General features: G+C 61.9%; 11 protein-coding genes and 1 pseudogene. 5 read left to right on the top strand and 7 right to left on the bottom strand.

What is annotated here, in order from left to right; genetic code table 11:
• Window positions 1-14: 14 nt before the first annotated feature.
• The 6 genes from NKH99_RS29095 to NKH99_RS29070 all read right to left on the bottom strand — a co-directional run bounded on the left by NKH99_RS29095 (window position 15) and on the right by NKH99_RS29070 (window position 8,412).
• Window positions 15-1,994 carry a hypothetical protein gene (locus tag NKH99_RS29095; RefSeq protein WP_353017194.1) on the bottom strand — a complete coding sequence of 660 codons (1,980 nt, stop codon included), beginning with the start codon at window positions 1,992-1,994 and terminating at the stop codon, window positions 15-17.
• Window positions 1,991-3,136, bottom strand: a complete 1,146-nt coding sequence (locus NKH99_RS29090; protein WP_353017191.1) for a glycosyltransferase family 4 protein — start codon at window positions 3,134-3,136, stop codon at window positions 1,991-1,993. Before NKH99_RS29090 ends, NKH99_RS29095 begins: the two co-directional genes overlap by 4 nt.
• Window positions 3,136-3,942 (bottom strand): glycosyltransferase family 2 protein, encoded by an 807-nt coding sequence (locus NKH99_RS29085; protein ID WP_352933699.1) that lies wholly within the window; start codon window positions 3,940-3,942, stop codon window positions 3,136-3,138. The genes NKH99_RS29090 and NKH99_RS29085 overlap by 1 nt, the downstream gene beginning before the upstream one ends.
• Complete coding sequence (locus NKH99_RS29080; protein WP_353017187.1) at window positions 3,939-5,195, bottom strand: NAD(P)-binding domain-containing protein; 1,257 nt, start codon at window positions 5,193-5,195, stop codon at window positions 3,939-3,941. Before NKH99_RS29080 ends, NKH99_RS29085 begins: the two co-directional genes overlap by 4 nt.
• 539 nt (window positions 5,196-5,734) lie before the next feature.
• Complete coding sequence (locus NKH99_RS29075; protein WP_353017184.1) at window positions 5,735-7,234, bottom strand: glucosamine inositolphosphorylceramide transferase family protein; 1,500 nt, start codon at window positions 7,232-7,234, stop codon at window positions 5,735-5,737.
• 56 nt (window positions 7,235-7,290) lie between these two features.
• Complete coding sequence (locus tag NKH99_RS29070; RefSeq protein ID WP_353017182.1) at window positions 7,291-8,412, bottom strand: carboxylate--amine ligase; 1,122 nt, start codon at window positions 8,410-8,412, stop codon at window positions 7,291-7,293.
• 264 nt (window positions 8,413-8,676) lie between these two features.
• Here NKH99_RS29070 and NKH99_RS32835 point away from each other — a divergent pair, with 264 nt between their 5' ends.
• A complete protein-coding gene (locus tag NKH99_RS32835; RefSeq protein WP_502900120.1) occupies window positions 8,677-9,390 on the top strand; it encodes a hypothetical protein in 714 nt (237 codons plus the stop codon).
• Here NKH99_RS32835 and NKH99_RS29065 read toward each other — a convergent pair.
• Window positions 9,281-10,195, bottom strand: a complete 915-nt coding sequence (locus tag NKH99_RS29065; RefSeq protein WP_352933712.1) for a class I SAM-dependent methyltransferase — start codon at window positions 10,193-10,195, stop codon at window positions 9,281-9,283. The genes NKH99_RS32835 and NKH99_RS29065 overlap by 110 nt on opposite strands.
• Before the next feature lie 335 nt (window positions 10,196-10,530).
• Between NKH99_RS29065 and NKH99_RS29060 the strand changes: the two genes are divergently transcribed.
• The 4 genes and pseudogenes from NKH99_RS29060 to NKH99_RS29045 all read left to right on the top strand — a co-directional run bounded on the left by NKH99_RS29060 (window position 10,531) and on the right by NKH99_RS29045 (window position 15,739).
• Window positions 10,531-11,724: a glycoside hydrolase 5 family protein gene (locus NKH99_RS29060; protein ID WP_353017179.1), complete on the top strand. Its 1,194-nt coding sequence runs from the start codon at window positions 10,531-10,533 to the stop codon at window positions 11,722-11,724.
• Window positions 11,721-12,725 carry a glycosyltransferase family 2 protein gene (locus NKH99_RS29055; protein ID WP_353017176.1) on the top strand — a complete coding sequence of 335 codons (1,005 nt, stop codon included), beginning with the start codon at window positions 11,721-11,723 and terminating at the stop codon, window positions 12,723-12,725. Before NKH99_RS29060 ends, NKH99_RS29055 begins: the two co-directional genes overlap by 4 nt.
• A 483-nt stretch (window positions 12,726-13,208) precedes the next feature.
• Window positions 13,209-13,418 (top strand): annotated as a pseudogene (locus tag NKH99_RS29050) (phosphomannomutase/phosphoglucomutase); the annotation flags it as partial.
• A 20-nt stretch (window positions 13,419-13,438) separates the two neighbouring features.
• Entirely contained in the window at window positions 13,439-15,739 is a 2,301-nt protein-coding gene (locus tag NKH99_RS29045; protein ID WP_353017174.1) for an AGE family epimerase/isomerase, read from the top strand.
• The last annotated feature ends 14 nt before the right edge of the window (window positions 15,740-15,753 follow it).

Raw genomic sequence — 15,753 nt, 5'->3', positions numbered from 1 at the left:
CAAGGTCCCGGTTGCTAGGAATTCCCATGTAATCCCCTCACATCGTAGATGACGATCCAGCCGTTGTCGTAGATGCGCGTGATACCCTTGATGTTGTTGAACTTGAGCAGCTGTGCGCCCGAGAGCGGCGTTCCCTGCTGCGCTTGCCACGGCTCGAAGTAGAAGCCGAGCACCGGGATGGCTGTGGACAGGCGCAGATCCACCAGCAGGAAATCGACGTCGCCCCTCGCCAAGGCGTAAAGATCGTCAGGCACCAATTCCTTGGCCTCGAAAATGCGCGCTGCATCGACGCCTTGGACGATGTTGACCCTGGCATCCTGCCGCCCGTAGCCGGCGAGCAGCAGGCGATTGGTGCGGTCGGCGGTGAAGCGATTGCCGGGCTTGAGCCATTCCTTGGTCCAGAGAGCGGTTTCGATCCCCATGGATTCGATCGATTGCTGGTCGGCCGCCACCCTGTAGCGTCCACGCAAGGGGTCGAGCGTAGCGCTCGTGACGCCGCCCAGGACGATGGCCGCCAGCGCAACGGCCGGTGCGACGCTGCGCCACTCGCGCGGCGTGCGACCCTCCCAGAACTGGACGACACTCACCGCGACGACCAACCCGACGCCGATGAACACGAATGTTCCCAGGCGGTTGCCGATTTCCCATCCAGCGTTGGTCAACCGGAAGGCCAGCGAGACCGGAAACAGTAAGGTAATAAAGGTGAGGAGCGTTACGCGGCTGTCGCGCCAGCGGCGCTTCAGAACGTCGTGGATCGAACGCCAACCTGTCCGCGCATCACTCGGCGCTGCCATGGCCAGCGACCGAAAGAAGCCCGTCGCCAGCCCGAGCGCCAACAGCAGGATCGCGAGCAAGGTGGTCAGGTGCATGCTCAGGGGTTGCGTCGGCGCTCCGAGGTGCTCCGAGCGTGGAGTAGGCGCGCCCAGGATCTTTCCGAGCAATGTGTTGAAGCCGGTTTCGACCACAGGACCGAGATAGCTTGTGAGAGGATTGCCATGGGCCAGTATCCAAAGGAGAGGCAGGGCTATAGCCAACAGCGCGGTGACGCCTGCGGCGGTCCTGGCCTTGATCCGCGAGGGGCCGTGTCGGCGCAAAGCCTCAAGGGCCGCCAGTGCTCCGAAGTAGCTGGCGGTGAAAGCGGCCGAAAGGTGGTGCGTGACCGCGAGGCTCGCCAACAGCAAGGCAATCAGCCCGAGCGCCTTCAGCCTCGGTCGCCCAACGAGATCCTTGGACGCTGCCTCGACGGCGAAGGTCAGCACGCACAGCACGATGCCGAGGCTCTCGTAGGAGAACATCGACTCGAACAGGACGAAGGTTGAGCAGCCCATATAGGCCAGACAGGCTATGGCCGAGATCCGCGGCGATCCGGTGATGCTTTCGAAGAACACAAACAGAGCACCGATGAACGTGCCCCTGAGGACGATCAACAATAGCGTCCCCGCGACAAACAATGGCAATCCCGTCAGATTGACGATCGCCGTCGAAAGGATTTCCAAGGCGGGATACGTTGGCCCGATCGGGAGAAGCGGGTTGGACAGAAATAGGCGGCGGGCCGTCATAAGATCGTCGGCTGCGATCCAGTGCAAGAACTCGTCATGATTGATGAAGCTCGTCGGGGAATAGACCGCCTTGTAATAGAACAGGGCTTCGGCAAGCAGAAACAGGAGGAAGAGGCGCTCACCCCGGGCTAGCATCGGCCAAGCTATGCGCAGGCTGGTAGGGACGACCAGGAGGACGACTCCGGACCAGAAGAAAAGCGGCGCAACGTCATAGGCCCGACGCCCGGCGGCGTGCCCGGCCACGACCAGGAGCAGAGCCGTGGCAATCGTCAGGCACAGAACCGCGATCCATCCGACGTTGGCCCGTTGCGGCGGGGTCTCGACGCTGCCGCCGCGAAGGTCGGGGCCGATAACGGCCGAGACGAACCGTATCCCGGCCCGGAGTGGGCTGATCCGAGCTCCCGCGGTGAAATGAGCTGGCACCATCAGGCTCATACCTCTGTAGCAGGAGGCCAAGACATCACGCCACCGGGGGGCAAGCGGACCCTGGATCGGCTGCTCAGAACATCACAATAAACGTCGCTCAGCGCTTGAGCGCAGGCATCCCAGTCCGGTAGCGCCAAATCCGGGACCTCCCGATGGGCCTTCAGCTCATCGGCCATGGCAGCGGCCAGTTCTTTCGGGCCGGCGTTGGGCGGAATCGCCCTGCACAGGCCCTTGGCGGCCAGCTCCCGCAGCCCGGCCGTGTCGCTAACAAGGACCGGACGGCGCAGCGACAGGGCTTCCATTACGGCGATCGGATGGGCTTCGTAGTCGCTGACCAGCACGAACAGCGCAGCCCCCGCCAGAAGGTCTGCCATTTTCTGCCGCTCGGATCCGGGGATGGCTTCGATAGCGACCCGCTTCTCAAGGCCGAGCGTCGCGACGAGGCGCCGCAACTCTCCCTCATAGGGGCCTGTACCGACGACGTGCAGCCGCGCGTCTGGCACCCTGCGGATCAGTTCGGGCAAAGCCTCAATCACCCGGTGGTGGCCCTTATAGCGCTCGAGCCTGCCGCCCGAGACGATCAGGTGCGGATCGACCTTGATGCCGGGGCTCGCAGCCGGCATCGCGGCGCCGTTCGGGATGACGACAAACCGTTCCGGCGGCACGCCCATCCTCCTGCTGAAGAAGCTGGCTTCAAATTCGGAGACGCCAATCAGCCGCGCGGCTTGGGCCACCAGCGGCCGGAGCAGCGCGTGCTGCGTGCCGCGCATGGTGTTGCGCAGCCGGGAGGAATGCCCGCCGCTATGGAAGGTCAGGATGAACGGCAGGTCCCCGCGCACGGCCGCGAGCAGTCCGATCGGCGCCACGAAGGTGTTGTAACCTTGGAAATGGATCAGATCCCAAGTCCCGCGCCGGATCGCGGTATAAATGCCGGGCGCAAAATAGAGGTCCAGCTCCCTCGGCCAAGCCGGCACGCGCCGCACGCGCATGCCGCGCACCTCCTCCTCAACCGGCAACTCCCCCGAGGGATCGGTGGTGAGCACGTCGACCACGTGGCCGCGCGCCACCAAGCGGGGACCGACTTCCTGGATATGAGTTTCGATGCCGCCTATGAGCGGATAGCAGCGAGCGGCAACCATCAGAATTCGCATCAGGTCTGTCCACCGACAACACAGGCTGTCGCGCTCCGCCTGCGCTGTTGGTGCACCCTCTCGCGCAGGATGGTTTTCAGGACGCGCCAGCCGTCCGGCATGGCGCGCAGATGGCTCACACCGCTGATGCGCGAAGCCTCGAAACTCGCCACCTCCACGATATTGAGATGGTTCTTCAAGGCCCGCACGTTGATGAGGGTCTCGATCTCGAACCCGTCGCAATCGCAGTCAAGCGTGGCGACGTGCCTGGTCCAGAAGGCTATGTATCCGTAGCATAGATCGGAGAACCAACCGCCGTAGAGCAGTCGCACGAACAGGGTCAGCCCCCTGTTGCCGAACATCCGGAACAGCGACATGTCGTCGGTGCCGGCGCCCTGGATGAAGCGTGAACCCTTCACAAGATCCGCGCCGGCCATCAGCGCACTGACAAAGACGATCGCCTCCTCCGGGACCATCGAGCCGTCAGCGTCCAGCATGACGATGATGTCGCCTGTGGCGGCCAGGAATCCCGCTTGCAGCGCAGCGCCCTTGCCCCGCCGCGGTTCCATGACAATCTTCACGTCCTCGCGCAGGCGGCGCGCGACGGCGACCGTGTCGTCAGTCGAACGACCATCCACGATAATGACCTCATGGGCCCAGTTGGGGATGCGCGGCAGAAGCCAAGGGAGGTTCTCGGCTTCATTGAGCGTCGGGACGACGAAGCTGACCCGGGGCAGAGTCAGCGATCGCTGCAGCGCGAAATTAATTGGGTCAGGCGGCGACACGGCACCGGCAGGGGCGAGAATGCTGGCGAGACGCGCGTTCATGACAGCGCTTTGAGGTCGTACGATGGGACCCAGGAGGCGGACTGGCAGCGCGCCAAGACTGCCGATAGGTGTCGGGCGAGATGATGGGCCGGGTGGTAGGTCCCGTATACGAATCGACACACTGGGCCGAAGCTGTTCGCGGCGGCGGGACCAATGAAATGCAGGCCGGGCACCGAGGTCTCGTAATGAGCAGACAACTGCGGCGCGCCCTCAACCACGCGGATGTGGCGCAACAGCGTTGGGTTCAGGAAACCTAGCCGCCCCACATCGATCTTGTAGCCGGTCGCGAAGATGACGTGGTCGGCCGGCATCGAACGCCGCGCGCCACTGGCGTCCATCACATCGAGTAGCACTTTGCCGTCGCGTGTCTCGATGCTTTGAAGCGTGTGACCGACCCACACCGGCAATTTCCCGATAACCCGGTCCTTCATGAAGGCGCCGCCAATGGGTCCGAGCGTCCTGATGTTGGCAAGCCAGACTCGCAAATCCTTCGACAGAAGCTGGATCAATTGCGGATATTTGGCGCAGGTCGCCAAGGTCCAGCCGGGGCCGATGCCGCTCATTGGGGCGACGGTGCGCTCGAACAGGGTTCGGGGGCGAGGGCGACCGGCGAAATCCAGCTGCCGTCGGCGCACAACGAGTGAAACCGAGACCCCACGTTCGTAGAGCAGCGCCGCCAGATCGGACGCCGATGATCCGGATCCGACCACGATGATTTCCTTGCCGTCCAGCGGCTCCAGAGTGCCGTACTCACCGCTATGCGAGCATAGGTCAGCGGGCAGATGCGCCGCCTGGTACGGCAGCCGTTTGAACGGATGTAGGCCGACCGCGACCACTACGCGGCGCGCATGGACTATCTCGCCGTCATCGAAAGTGGCGCGAAAGCAGCCAGCGCCGGGCTCCAGCGCCATCAGGGTCTTGCGCTCAACTAAGGGGACGTAACGCCTCTGAAAGGTTTCGCCGTACTCAATAAACCGGCTGAGCGAAAACGGAATGAGTTCGTCATGATAGTCCAGAGCCCGCTCGGCGCAGAACGTCTTCAGTGCGAATTGGGACCACGGATCCGACAGGCTCGACGCCCAGGGATAGGATTTGAGCAGCATACCGGGCGGCATGTTGTGCTTCCATGACCCCATGAGCTCCCCGAAAATCCGGTGCTCCACACCGTTCCCACGCAAATGCGCGGCCAGCGACAAGCCGTAGGGGCCAGCTCCAATGACCGCCACATCCACGGATGTGCTTGATCCAACCATAGTGCGGACTCCCGATCATACTAAATGGAGATAATATCAAGAATATTTAGTACGCTTGCGCGATCTAATCTTTGACGCGCGAGCATTGCTGATGCATACTCGAAATGGAAGAACAATATATGGTTGTAACAAAACAATAGGTGAGTAACTCTCTTGGGGTATCCCATAAGGTTATTTCGAACCATGCCCATCTGCGGCGGAGGCAACGATCGTCTTCAGCAGCTGTGTTCGCAGCTTTGCCAAGCCCGTTAGACTTCAGGCCCCTTCGACGCCAGCACGGACATGCATCGACCGGCGGCCGCCTCTAGAGCATCGGAGTCGCTTTGGCGAAAGGAATTTGATGTATTCGGTCGGCGAGAAGACAGGCTACGCCGATAGCTTACCAGAGCGCGCCGATTGTTCGGACGGCGAGCGCAGATGAGCTCGCTCCGTCGCTCAGCCGTGATTTTCCGAGTTTGTTGTGTCCCCGAGAAGGGTCGAGAGCACCCTGCCCTTTGCGGGCGGCGTATGTTGCGCTCGAGCAGCTGCCCGCAGACCGGTCAAGAGAGGGGCTGCCTACGCGGTACTGCGACCGGCGCGTCGGGTATAAGCAATCGATACGAGGTCGTGACCTCTTGCAATCCACGGATATGACCGAACAAGTCGATCACCTCCAGACCGGACCGCCGATTGTAGGTGTGGCAACCGAACGCTCCGGATCGAATACGACCGACGGGGGTTTGGAGAAATTCCGACTCACCGAGGGCATCAATCCGGCAGAACGTCACCGCACCGCCATAGCCGCGCGCGCAGTCTTGGACCGGGCGCAGCGTCCGTCCGCCGTGTCGGATGACAGCGCCTGCAGGGCGGCTGAGCGCGGCATCGATCAGGACGGGGTTTGCGGCATGAGGCGTCCAGGACCCGGTCAAGCTCTCGGCACGGTAGAGACTGAGGACATCCCAGGACGTGGACCTCCACAGCCTGGGGCTGACGAAAAACCAGAAGCCGCCTTCATGGTAAAGCGGTGTGGTGTCGTAGCCCTCGATGCCGTCGATCAGGCAGGCCTCCCGCGTCCACCGGTACGGGAATTCGACTGCCCTGTAGAGACTGACATTCCTGGCCGCCCCCGATTCGGGGATCATCCAGACCTGCCCGTCCTGCTCGAACACGAACGGGTACGAGAGGTGGTGCGGCTCCTCCACGACGATCTGGGGTTCGCCGGCGGTCCCGCGCGGGTCCACTTTCACGACCGCAATGCACCCCCGGTTCTTTGAGTAGAGGTACTGTTCGACGAAGATGAAATCCTGCCCCTGGTGCCGGAACGGGAACGGGTCGGCAAGGTAGCTGCCGGTTTCCCCGGTGAGCACCGTGAAGGACGCTCCGCCTTTGTCGAGCAGACTCGCCGCATGGTCGAAGCGCCAGCCAATCCCCCACGTCCTGCCGCCTCTGGCCAAGCTGTCCAACAACTTGATTGCCTTCGACGCCACCGTGCCAGTCTCCCATGCAATGGCCGAAAGCGCGCCGGGCGAAGGCACGGCCGTCCGTGGGCCGGCGACAACGGACGCAGCTGAACTGGTTTCCTCGCGCAAGGCTTTTAGGATCAGCGCCACAGCGCAGGAGAGGACGCTATCGAGACTCGCTGCGAACACTTCACGGTCCACACTGGCCGGACGCGCCATCCACGGCTGCGACGGGCGCGCCGTGTCGTGCAGGTCGACAAGAGAGTCCTGGTCATTCGCCAAGGCCGCCATGACTCCGATCTCGCCCGGTATGCCGTTGAAGAGCGGCGTCAGCACGCGCCGTCCCGACGGGAGCGATTCCGCACCGCTCAAATCGATCACGACATCCACTTGGTCGACCGGAGGCGGCGGCAGGCATCGCAGCGCCGCCTCGACGAAGTCGATGGCGCCGTTGACACGAAAGCCATAGAGTAGTCGTTCGAGTTCGAGCAGCAGACGGAAGATCAACGGCATCGGGCGGCAGCCGGCCGCGAAGGCGCAGGAGATATCGTTGCCTGGCACTTCAGCAAGCGCCTCTGCCAGCCACAGATGCCAGCGCATCGGACGCGACGGATCGAGACTCAAGCAAATGCGCATTGTTGTTCTCACGGCGGATTTCAAAAAGACGACGGCTTTGACGAGAACCACCTCGAGCGATGCGCCTTGCCAACTGTCCGCCGCGGACCTGCGAGCCAGGGAGGCAGATAAAAAGCCACAGCGCGCGCCACATCGCACGGGTAATGCACTAGGGCCGGCAGCGGATCGTCCCGGCGCCAGAAGCCATCCACCACTACAGAGCGAGGCGGGATCGGCTTCGCGCCAAAGCGGATCCGCTCGATCCATGAGCCCTGCCAGACCACGCGGCCGTCAACCGGGCCGGCCGGCAATGGTTGCAGGTTGAGTTCATGCCGATAGGCTATCAGCGGGATATTGACGCCGACGAGCGTCGCCGACTCCTCCTGCCAGTCAGTGCGCCCGACCGTCGGCTCTATTATCAGAAAGCGTCCGCTCCTCGTATCTCGCTTGTACTCGACGCCGCCAAATCCGAAGTAGTTAACCTGATCGAGAAGGTTTTTCGTGGTGCGTTCCAACTCCTCGTTTGCTGCGGCCGTACAGAACGCCGTGCTCCCGGTGCCCGGCGGCGTGCTGGCTAGTTTTTGCCCGGTGAACATGCCGAGCGTCTCGCCGTTGCGTCCCCGGTAGAACAGGCAGAAATAGATGTTGTCGTCGGGTCCCTCGATCGTCTCCTGCACCAAGACCTCGCCGGTCTGAGCCAGCAGCCTCTCGGCGGCCGAGAATGCGTCAGCGTAGCTCTCCGCGGTGATCAGGCGAGGAGCATGTCCCTCGTGGAAATGGCGCTTGTCGGCGGGTTTCAGGATCATCGGCAGGCGGAGCGACGCGATCTCGCGAACGCCCGCGAGGTCCCGCACGACCACGCCGTTCGGCACTGGCCAGCCGTGCTCACCGGCGCTCTCGTGGAACCTGGCTTTGTCGTGCAGCATAATAACTGTATCGTGAGTTGGGAGGCGGAAGTGGTAAAGCCCCTCCAGCTCTTTGCGGTACTCCGAGATCGTAAGAAGTGCCAGCTCATCCGTGACGACCAGGAAGGGCCGCTCGCCGATTCGTCTCCGAAGATCGCGGAGGAAGACCACGAAGCTATGGCCATGCAGGGCGTCTGCCAGGACGGGCTGGGCGTAGCGCGACCACAACGCGGGGTTCGATCGCTTGCGGTCGACCACCCAAACGGGCATTCCGCCCAGGGCGAGGCTGCGGCAAACCCCGAGTCCATTCAGCTCCCCACCTACTACGACTGCAGGGACTCCCCGATGCGAAGAGCTAAACTCTTGGTTGGGAGCGGTGTCTGACAGCATGGGTTCCATACTCGAGCGACCGCTATCGGCCTAGCACCACTATGCCCGAACGGCGCCGGGCCGTGCGAGGGCAGAGGGGGTAATCCCTCGGAACCATTGCACTCGGCCCCCAGGCGAGAGCCACATGCGGGCATGACAATCGGCTGGCAGCGGACGAAATACACGCTGCGCAATGCCGGATTGCATGTGCCAGTGTTCGCGTTGCTATCTGTTCCGGCAGCCGTGAGCGCCGCGGACAACTTGTCGGGTGGCGCCCAGCAGATGCGGGCTTGGTACGGGAGCCAAGACGAGTCGACGTTTTTCTTCGATGACCCACGCACGAAGCGGGACTACAGGGCCTGGGTCCGCCACGTCGTGCAACGCGTCAACCCGCTTACCGGGCTTGCCTACCGGGACGACCCGACCATCATGGCCTGGGAGCTGATGAACGAAGGCAATGCGCAGCCGGAGGCTTTGCGGTCGGCTTGGACTGGCGAAATGTCGGCTTACGTCAAGTCCCTCGATTCCAATCACCTTGTCAGCTCAGGGAATGCCAATATTCTCGACCCGAAGCTAGCCGATTTGACGATCCCAACTCTCGATTTCGGGACCTGGGATGGCTACCCGCTCTTTACGGTGGAACGCATAGCGACCGCATCGTCGAGAACGTCGGTGACTTCTTTTTCGTGCCAAGACAAAACAAGGACGCGCGCTTCTGATCATCTCCCGACTGGCTCGGGCGCTCCAGATGGCCAAACTAAACTTTGCGCCCAATCATATAATCTTGGGACCCAATTTTGCCCTGGTACCATTCGCCGGGGCGAAACTCGGGTGCTAAACCACATGCTTTATATAATTCGCGAATGAGCGTCTCATTGAAGGCAATGGCGAACTCTGGCGTCTGCCTGCTCGCTGTGAAATACGAGCCGAACGAATATCTAAAGTTGAACGTGGATTTCGGTAGCTTCATCGCTGCCAGAGAAACCGGCGTGAGGAAGTAGTAACTCGCGTAGCACATCCCGCCGGGCCGAAGCATACGCGAAATTTCACGCATGTAATTAGCAGTATCCTCGTAGTTCATGTGCGTAAACACGCTGATCAGAACAACGACATCAAACGAACGATCCGCGAAGGGAAAACGGTAATCCTTGGCCTTCACCATACCCGAAGGATTGTACTCGCGATTATATATGTCAGCGTGCCTGAACTTGACATTGCCGTTAGGGCTCTTGACGTTCTCGCCGCACCAGTTGATGCAGTCCTTGACGATGTCGAGACCTTCATAATACCCGTTGGCATTAAGATAAGTGCCCATGGCGGCACCCAGGCGCCCGAACCCACAACCGATATCCAGAACCCGCGAGTTCGGTGTCAATCCAGCGCTCTCAACCAACCGGCCCAGAAGAGCATCGCCGCTGCCCTCGTAAGTATGGACCACCCCGGTTACGGCACCTGAAAAATTGGACGCCCGTTTTGGTGATGAACTTTTCCGACCGTGTGCCAATTGCTCGACCAGATCAAGCGGCGCAAGGTATAACTTTCTCAGGAACCAGCGAACTTGACGTGGTAATGCCGGCAGCAGATATCCTGAGAACCACCTCTGGTCCAAAAGCCAGAGCCGCAGCGATTCCCCACCCGATACACAGCTCAGCAATAGCTTTCCATAAGTCATTAACCGCTCCTGACCTGTCTTTCTTCGGACCAGTGTTAGTTTGGGACGGCTACCATTTCTGTGGCGCCTTGCCACTTCACGCGCCGGAGCAACGGGTCGAGGCGCGAAGGACCCATGTCGTTAACATTATTCTACCACGGTTTTCCCGGTGACATGCCGTGCCATGCGACCGTAATCGGCCAAGCACCACTATGGCCGATTGACGCCAGGCTGTGCGAGCCCAGAGGAGGTAATCCTTAGGGGCCATTGCAGTCGGCGCCGGGCAAGAGCCACATGCAAGGATGACAGTCGGCTGGCAACGGGCGAAATACGGGCTGCGCAATGCCGGATTGCGCGTGCTGGTGTTCGCGTTGCTATCTGTTCCGGCAGCCGTGTGCGCCGCGGACAACTTGTCGTCAGCGTCTTTCATCAAGACTTCCGGCACGGAGTTTACGGTCGACGGCAGGCCATTCTTTGTGACCGGCGTGAACAACCACTATGTAACTTTCGGGTCGCAGGACGAGGTCATCCGCGTCCTCGATGACGCGGTGGCCATGGGGGCCAATGCGGTCCGCACCTTCCTCCAGCCGGTGATCGGGTCGCTCGACGGAAGCAAGTCTACGATCTGGGATTGGCGGCTTCAAGGCGAAGCCAGCAATCTCGCAGTCAAGGGCACGTACCTGCTCTACTGGGACCCGAGCCAAAACAGGATGGCGGTCAATGACGGCGCCGACGGCATGCAGAAGGTTGATTTCCTCATCGCCGAGGCCGGCAAGCGACACCTCAGGCTCATCATCGCCTTCCTGGATTTCTGGGCCTACACGGGTGGCGCCCAGCAGATGCGGGCTTGGTACGGGAGCCAAGACGAGTCGACGTTTTTCTTCGATGACCCACGCACGAAGCGGGACTACAGGGCCTGGGTCCGCCACGTCGTGCAACGCGTCAACCCGCTTACCGGGCTTGCCTACCGGGACGACCCGACCATCATGGCCTGGGAGCTGATGAACGAAGGCAATGCGCAGCCGGAGGCTTTGCGGTCGGCCTGGACTGGCGAAATGTCGGCTTACGTCAAGTCCCTCGATTCCAATCACCTTGTCAGCTCAGGGAATGCCAATATTCTCGACCCGAAGCTAACCGATTTGACGATCCCAACTCTCGATTTCGGGACCTGGCATGGCTACCCGCTCTACTACAACCTCACGGTCCAGCAATTCAACGACATGATCACCGAGTTCTGCCGGCTGGCGGCCCGCGCCAAGAAGCCGGTCCTTCTGGAGGAATTCGGCTATGCCCGCTCCAATCGGGACTCCGCCAAGGCTTACGCCATGTGGCTCGATACGCTTACCCGCGATCCCAGCTGCGCCGGCTGGATGGTGTGGCTGCTGGTCTCCCGGCAGGACAGCGGACGTTATCCCGTCGACGAACACGCCCAGTTCGATGTCCACCATGACGGAAGCGCGATCTGGAACATCCTTCAAGCCGCGACGGCCCGGGCGACGCAGACCCGCGAGACCCACCGGGCCTCAGAAACCGTCCAAGAAGCCCCATGACCGAAGCCTCCGTTGTGATCTGCGCGCACACTCTCGACCGCTGGGACGAGTTGAAGCGTGCGGTCGGGTCCGTCCGCACCCAAACGCATGCCCCACGTGAAATTGTCGTGGTCGTCGACTACAACGAGGCCTTGCTAGGGCGCGCCGCGCGCGAGATTGCGGGCGTCACCGTCCTTGCCAATGGCAGGCAACCGGGCTTGTCCGGCGGACGCATGACAGGAGCTGAATACACCACTGCCCCGGTGATTGCCTTCCTCGATGATGACGCCGTCGCCGACCGGCACTGGCTGGAGGAGCTGTTGGACGCTTATCGGGATCCAGCTGTGTTGGGCACCGGAGGCCCGGTTGAGCCGCTGTGGCAAGTGCCGCCGCCCTCTTGGTTTCCCGGCGAGTTCCGTTGGGTCGTGGGCTGCACCTACGCCGGTATGGCCGTACGGGAGGGGCGCATCCGCAACCCGATCGGGGCCAACATGTCGGTGCGCGCCGACGTGCTGCGGCGCGCCGGTGGCTTCGCGCCGGACCTCGGGCGCCGCAAGCTCGGATTCTCCGTCAGCGGCCGAGCAAGGATCGGCGGCAAGGCTGAGAGCTGCGAGGAAACGGAATTCTGCATCCGGGCCAGCGGCCTATACCCTGGGGGCCATTGGGCGTATCGGCCAGCGGCGCATGTGCTCCATGCTGTGCCGATCCAGCGCACCACCTGGAAATACTTCGTCCACCGCTGTCTCGTCGAGGGCACCGCCAAGGCAGTGTTGACGGGCCTCGCAGGGTCCAAAGGCGGCCTTGGACCCGAATGGCTCTACGTCCGGGAGGTGCTGCCGCGCGCCGTGGCAACCGAGCTGAGGGCGGCCATGCGCGGCAAGGTCGGTGCCGCCCGGCGGGCCGGGGCGATTATGGCCGGCTTTGCCATTACTGCGTTCGCCTACGCCATGACTCGCCTCGGCGGGGCGGCCGAAGCTTTGTCACAGCATTTGCTATCGCGGGTCCGAGTCTGGAGAGCATAGCCGACGCCGATGCGGGGATTGCAGGGAAGCCGGTTTGTCCGAGACGGAAAGTCTCCGAGATGGCCTTCCTGACCGGCGGCGCAGGCTCCGTCAAGAGCGTCGATCGGCCTTTGCAAGGCGCATGGGGCAGCGATTTCCATCCACCCTCACTCCGCACGCCGCCCATCGCAGGTAACTCGTAGGAACCAAAATCTCACCATTCTAAAGCGAGGCTGACTAGCGGTGCGAACCAGGGCGTTAGGGCTACTCCATCATGAAGGGGCGTTGGGCACGGCAGCGTGCTAGGATTGTGCCCTACAGTTGTGGAGCGGAAACCGTGACCCTGAACGTAGTCGGCCAAGCCAGGCCGAACACATTCGCCTTCGAAACCAGTGCTCTCATCACTGGCTTGGACCTGACTGCCGGAAAGAACGTCGGCCGAAAACTGAAGGTGGTGGCTACCTGCGGCAACGGCACCGCTGTGGCTTTCAGGCGGACTGGATCGAGTTCGCTGGCCAGCCGCTGGCCAATCTCGTCACCATAAATGGGGTGCGTGTCGTTGACCAAGACGGCACGTGGGGTCTGGTCAGGGCCTCGTCGAACAAGGCGGAAATTGTTGTCGTCGTGGAAAGCCCTGTCTCGCCGGAACGACGTCGCGAGATGTTCGAGGCTGTCGATGCCGTGCTGCGCCGCAATCCAGAGGTCGGAGCCTAGACATTTTGAGAGGACTGGGCATGCCGGAGCGGATCGTAAGTTTTGTCATGAGCGGGGGCGTCGGGTCACGGCTGTGGCCGCTCTCGCGCGAAGACAATCCCAAGCAATTCCACGACCTTTCGGGCGACGGCTCGATGCTGGCCAAGACTGTCCGACGCCTCAAGGCGCGGTCGGACGGCGAGACGCCGATCTATCTGATAGCCTCCGAACGGCATGCCGACCGCGTTATCTCGGACATCGGTCCGCTCGGCCTGAACGGCGGCAGCCCGATTTTCGAACCCGTCGGCCGCAATACCGCCGCTGCGGTGGCCATAGCCACCTTGCACACGATCTCAGAATATGGCGGGGACGCGCTTGTGCTCGTGGTCCCCTCCGACCATCAGATATCGACCGAAACGCAATTCTGGGAAACCGTCGAGGTGGGCATGCCTGCCGCCGATTCAGGCAGCATTGTCGTGTTCGGCATCAAGCCGACGCATCCCGAAACCGGGTACGGTTACATCGAGGTTGCGGCAACGGGTGACGGAGTGGCCACCGTTTCACACTTTGTCGAAAAGCCCAATGCCGAGACGGCCCGCAAATATGTGGCTTCGGGAAGATTCTACTGGAACGCCGGCATCTTCCTGTTTCGTGCCGACACGATGCGGAAGGCATTTCTCGAGTTCCGGCCAGACATCTGGGACACCGCGGAACGGGCCCATAAGGCTGCACGGACCGACGTCTTGGGCATCTACCTGCCCCAGGGCTTCTATTCGGCTGTCCCGTCGACGTCGATCGACTACGCAGTCATGGAGCATGCACGCGGTATTGCGATGGTTACGGCTTCCTTCCGCTGGAACGACCTTGGATCGTGGCAATCGCTGCTGGAAGCCAGCCCGACGGACCGCGACGGCAATGTCGTAATGGGCGACGTTGTCGCCATGAATTGCGGCAACTCCTATCTCAGAAGCCAAGGCAGACTGCTGACAGTCATTGGAATGAAGCATGTGGCGGTGGTGACGACACCGGACGCGGTATTCGTCGCTCCTGTCAGCCACAGCCAGAATGTGAAGAAAGTCGTCGAACAACTCGAGAAGAGCGGACGCCTTGAAACGAAGTTCACGGGGTCGGATGACCGGGTCATCATCAGCGGGTCATGGCGCAAGCGGGTCGAGCACTGGCTCTTCAAAGAAACCCTGCCGCTGTGGTCCACTGCAGGTGTCGACGATGCGTATGGCGGCTTCCACGAGGCGCTCGGTTTCGATGCAAGGCCGTTGGGCAAACCCAAGCGCATGCGGACGATGGCTCGCCAGATTTACGCGTTCGCGGTGGCCAAAGAACGCGGCTGGGTTGGACCGGCCGACAAGCTCATCGACCACGGCATCGAGTTTATCGCCAAACACGGCCGCACCGAACGCGGTGGCTGGGTGCGCATCCTTAATTCCAGTGGCAGCGTGGCTGACCCGACGGAGGACGCCTACGACCATTCCTGCGTGCTCCTGGCGCTTGCCTACGCTCACCGATGCGGCCATCAGGAAGCCCTGCAACTGGCACAAGAGACGTTCAATTTCATCGACACCCATCTCGAGGACGTCAGCCTGAATGGCTTCCTCGAGACCCCCGGCTGGAAGGGGGTGCGGTTCTCGAACCCGCACATGCACATGCTGGAATCCTTCCTTGCCTGGCATCGCGTCACCGGCGAGCGTGCATATCTCCGTCGGGGGGCACGTGTCGTCGATCTCTTCCGGTGCCATTTCTTCGATCAGGAGAGCTGGACGCTTGGGGAACATTTCGATGTCGATTGGCTACCGTTGCCGGGAGAGGAGGGACAGTGGACCGAACCAGGGCACCATTTCGAATGGGCTTCGCTCCTCGTTGAGTTCGCGCGGGCAAGTGGGCAGAAAGACTTGGCAGCCTACGCCAGGAAGCTCTATTCGTCGGCGATCGCCAGCGGATTGAACCGGGCCACGGGCCTGGCTTATGCAGCTGTGTCGCGGCAGGGAATTCCCTTCGACCGGCTCTCCCGCAGCTGGCCGCAATGCGAAGCCGTCAAGGCGGCCGTCGCCCTGGACGGCATCGGCGGGCCCGATCTGAAACCCGAGATCGAAGCTCGTGTCGCCCGCCTCTTCAAATGGCATATCGATCCCGCACCGCTTGGCTTGTGGATCGACAGGATTGACGAGCGCGGAAGGTCACTGGCAACGGAGGTCCCCGCGAGCATTTTCTACCACCTGGTGACGGCCTTGATGCAGTATCTGGACAAGACCGCAGGGCAGGTCGAACCTTTCCCGCTGCCAGCTTTAGAGACGAGCAAAAGCGTTGCGATACAGGGTTACGGCTGACCCAACTGTCCGCC

This window comes from Mesorhizobium sp. M0854, from assembly GCF_040319815.1.
In the GTDB taxonomy this organism is placed as follows: domain Bacteria; phylum Pseudomonadota; class Alphaproteobacteria; order Rhizobiales; family Rhizobiaceae; genus Mesorhizobium.
This window is presented reverse-complemented; position numbering and strand designations above follow the sequence as displayed.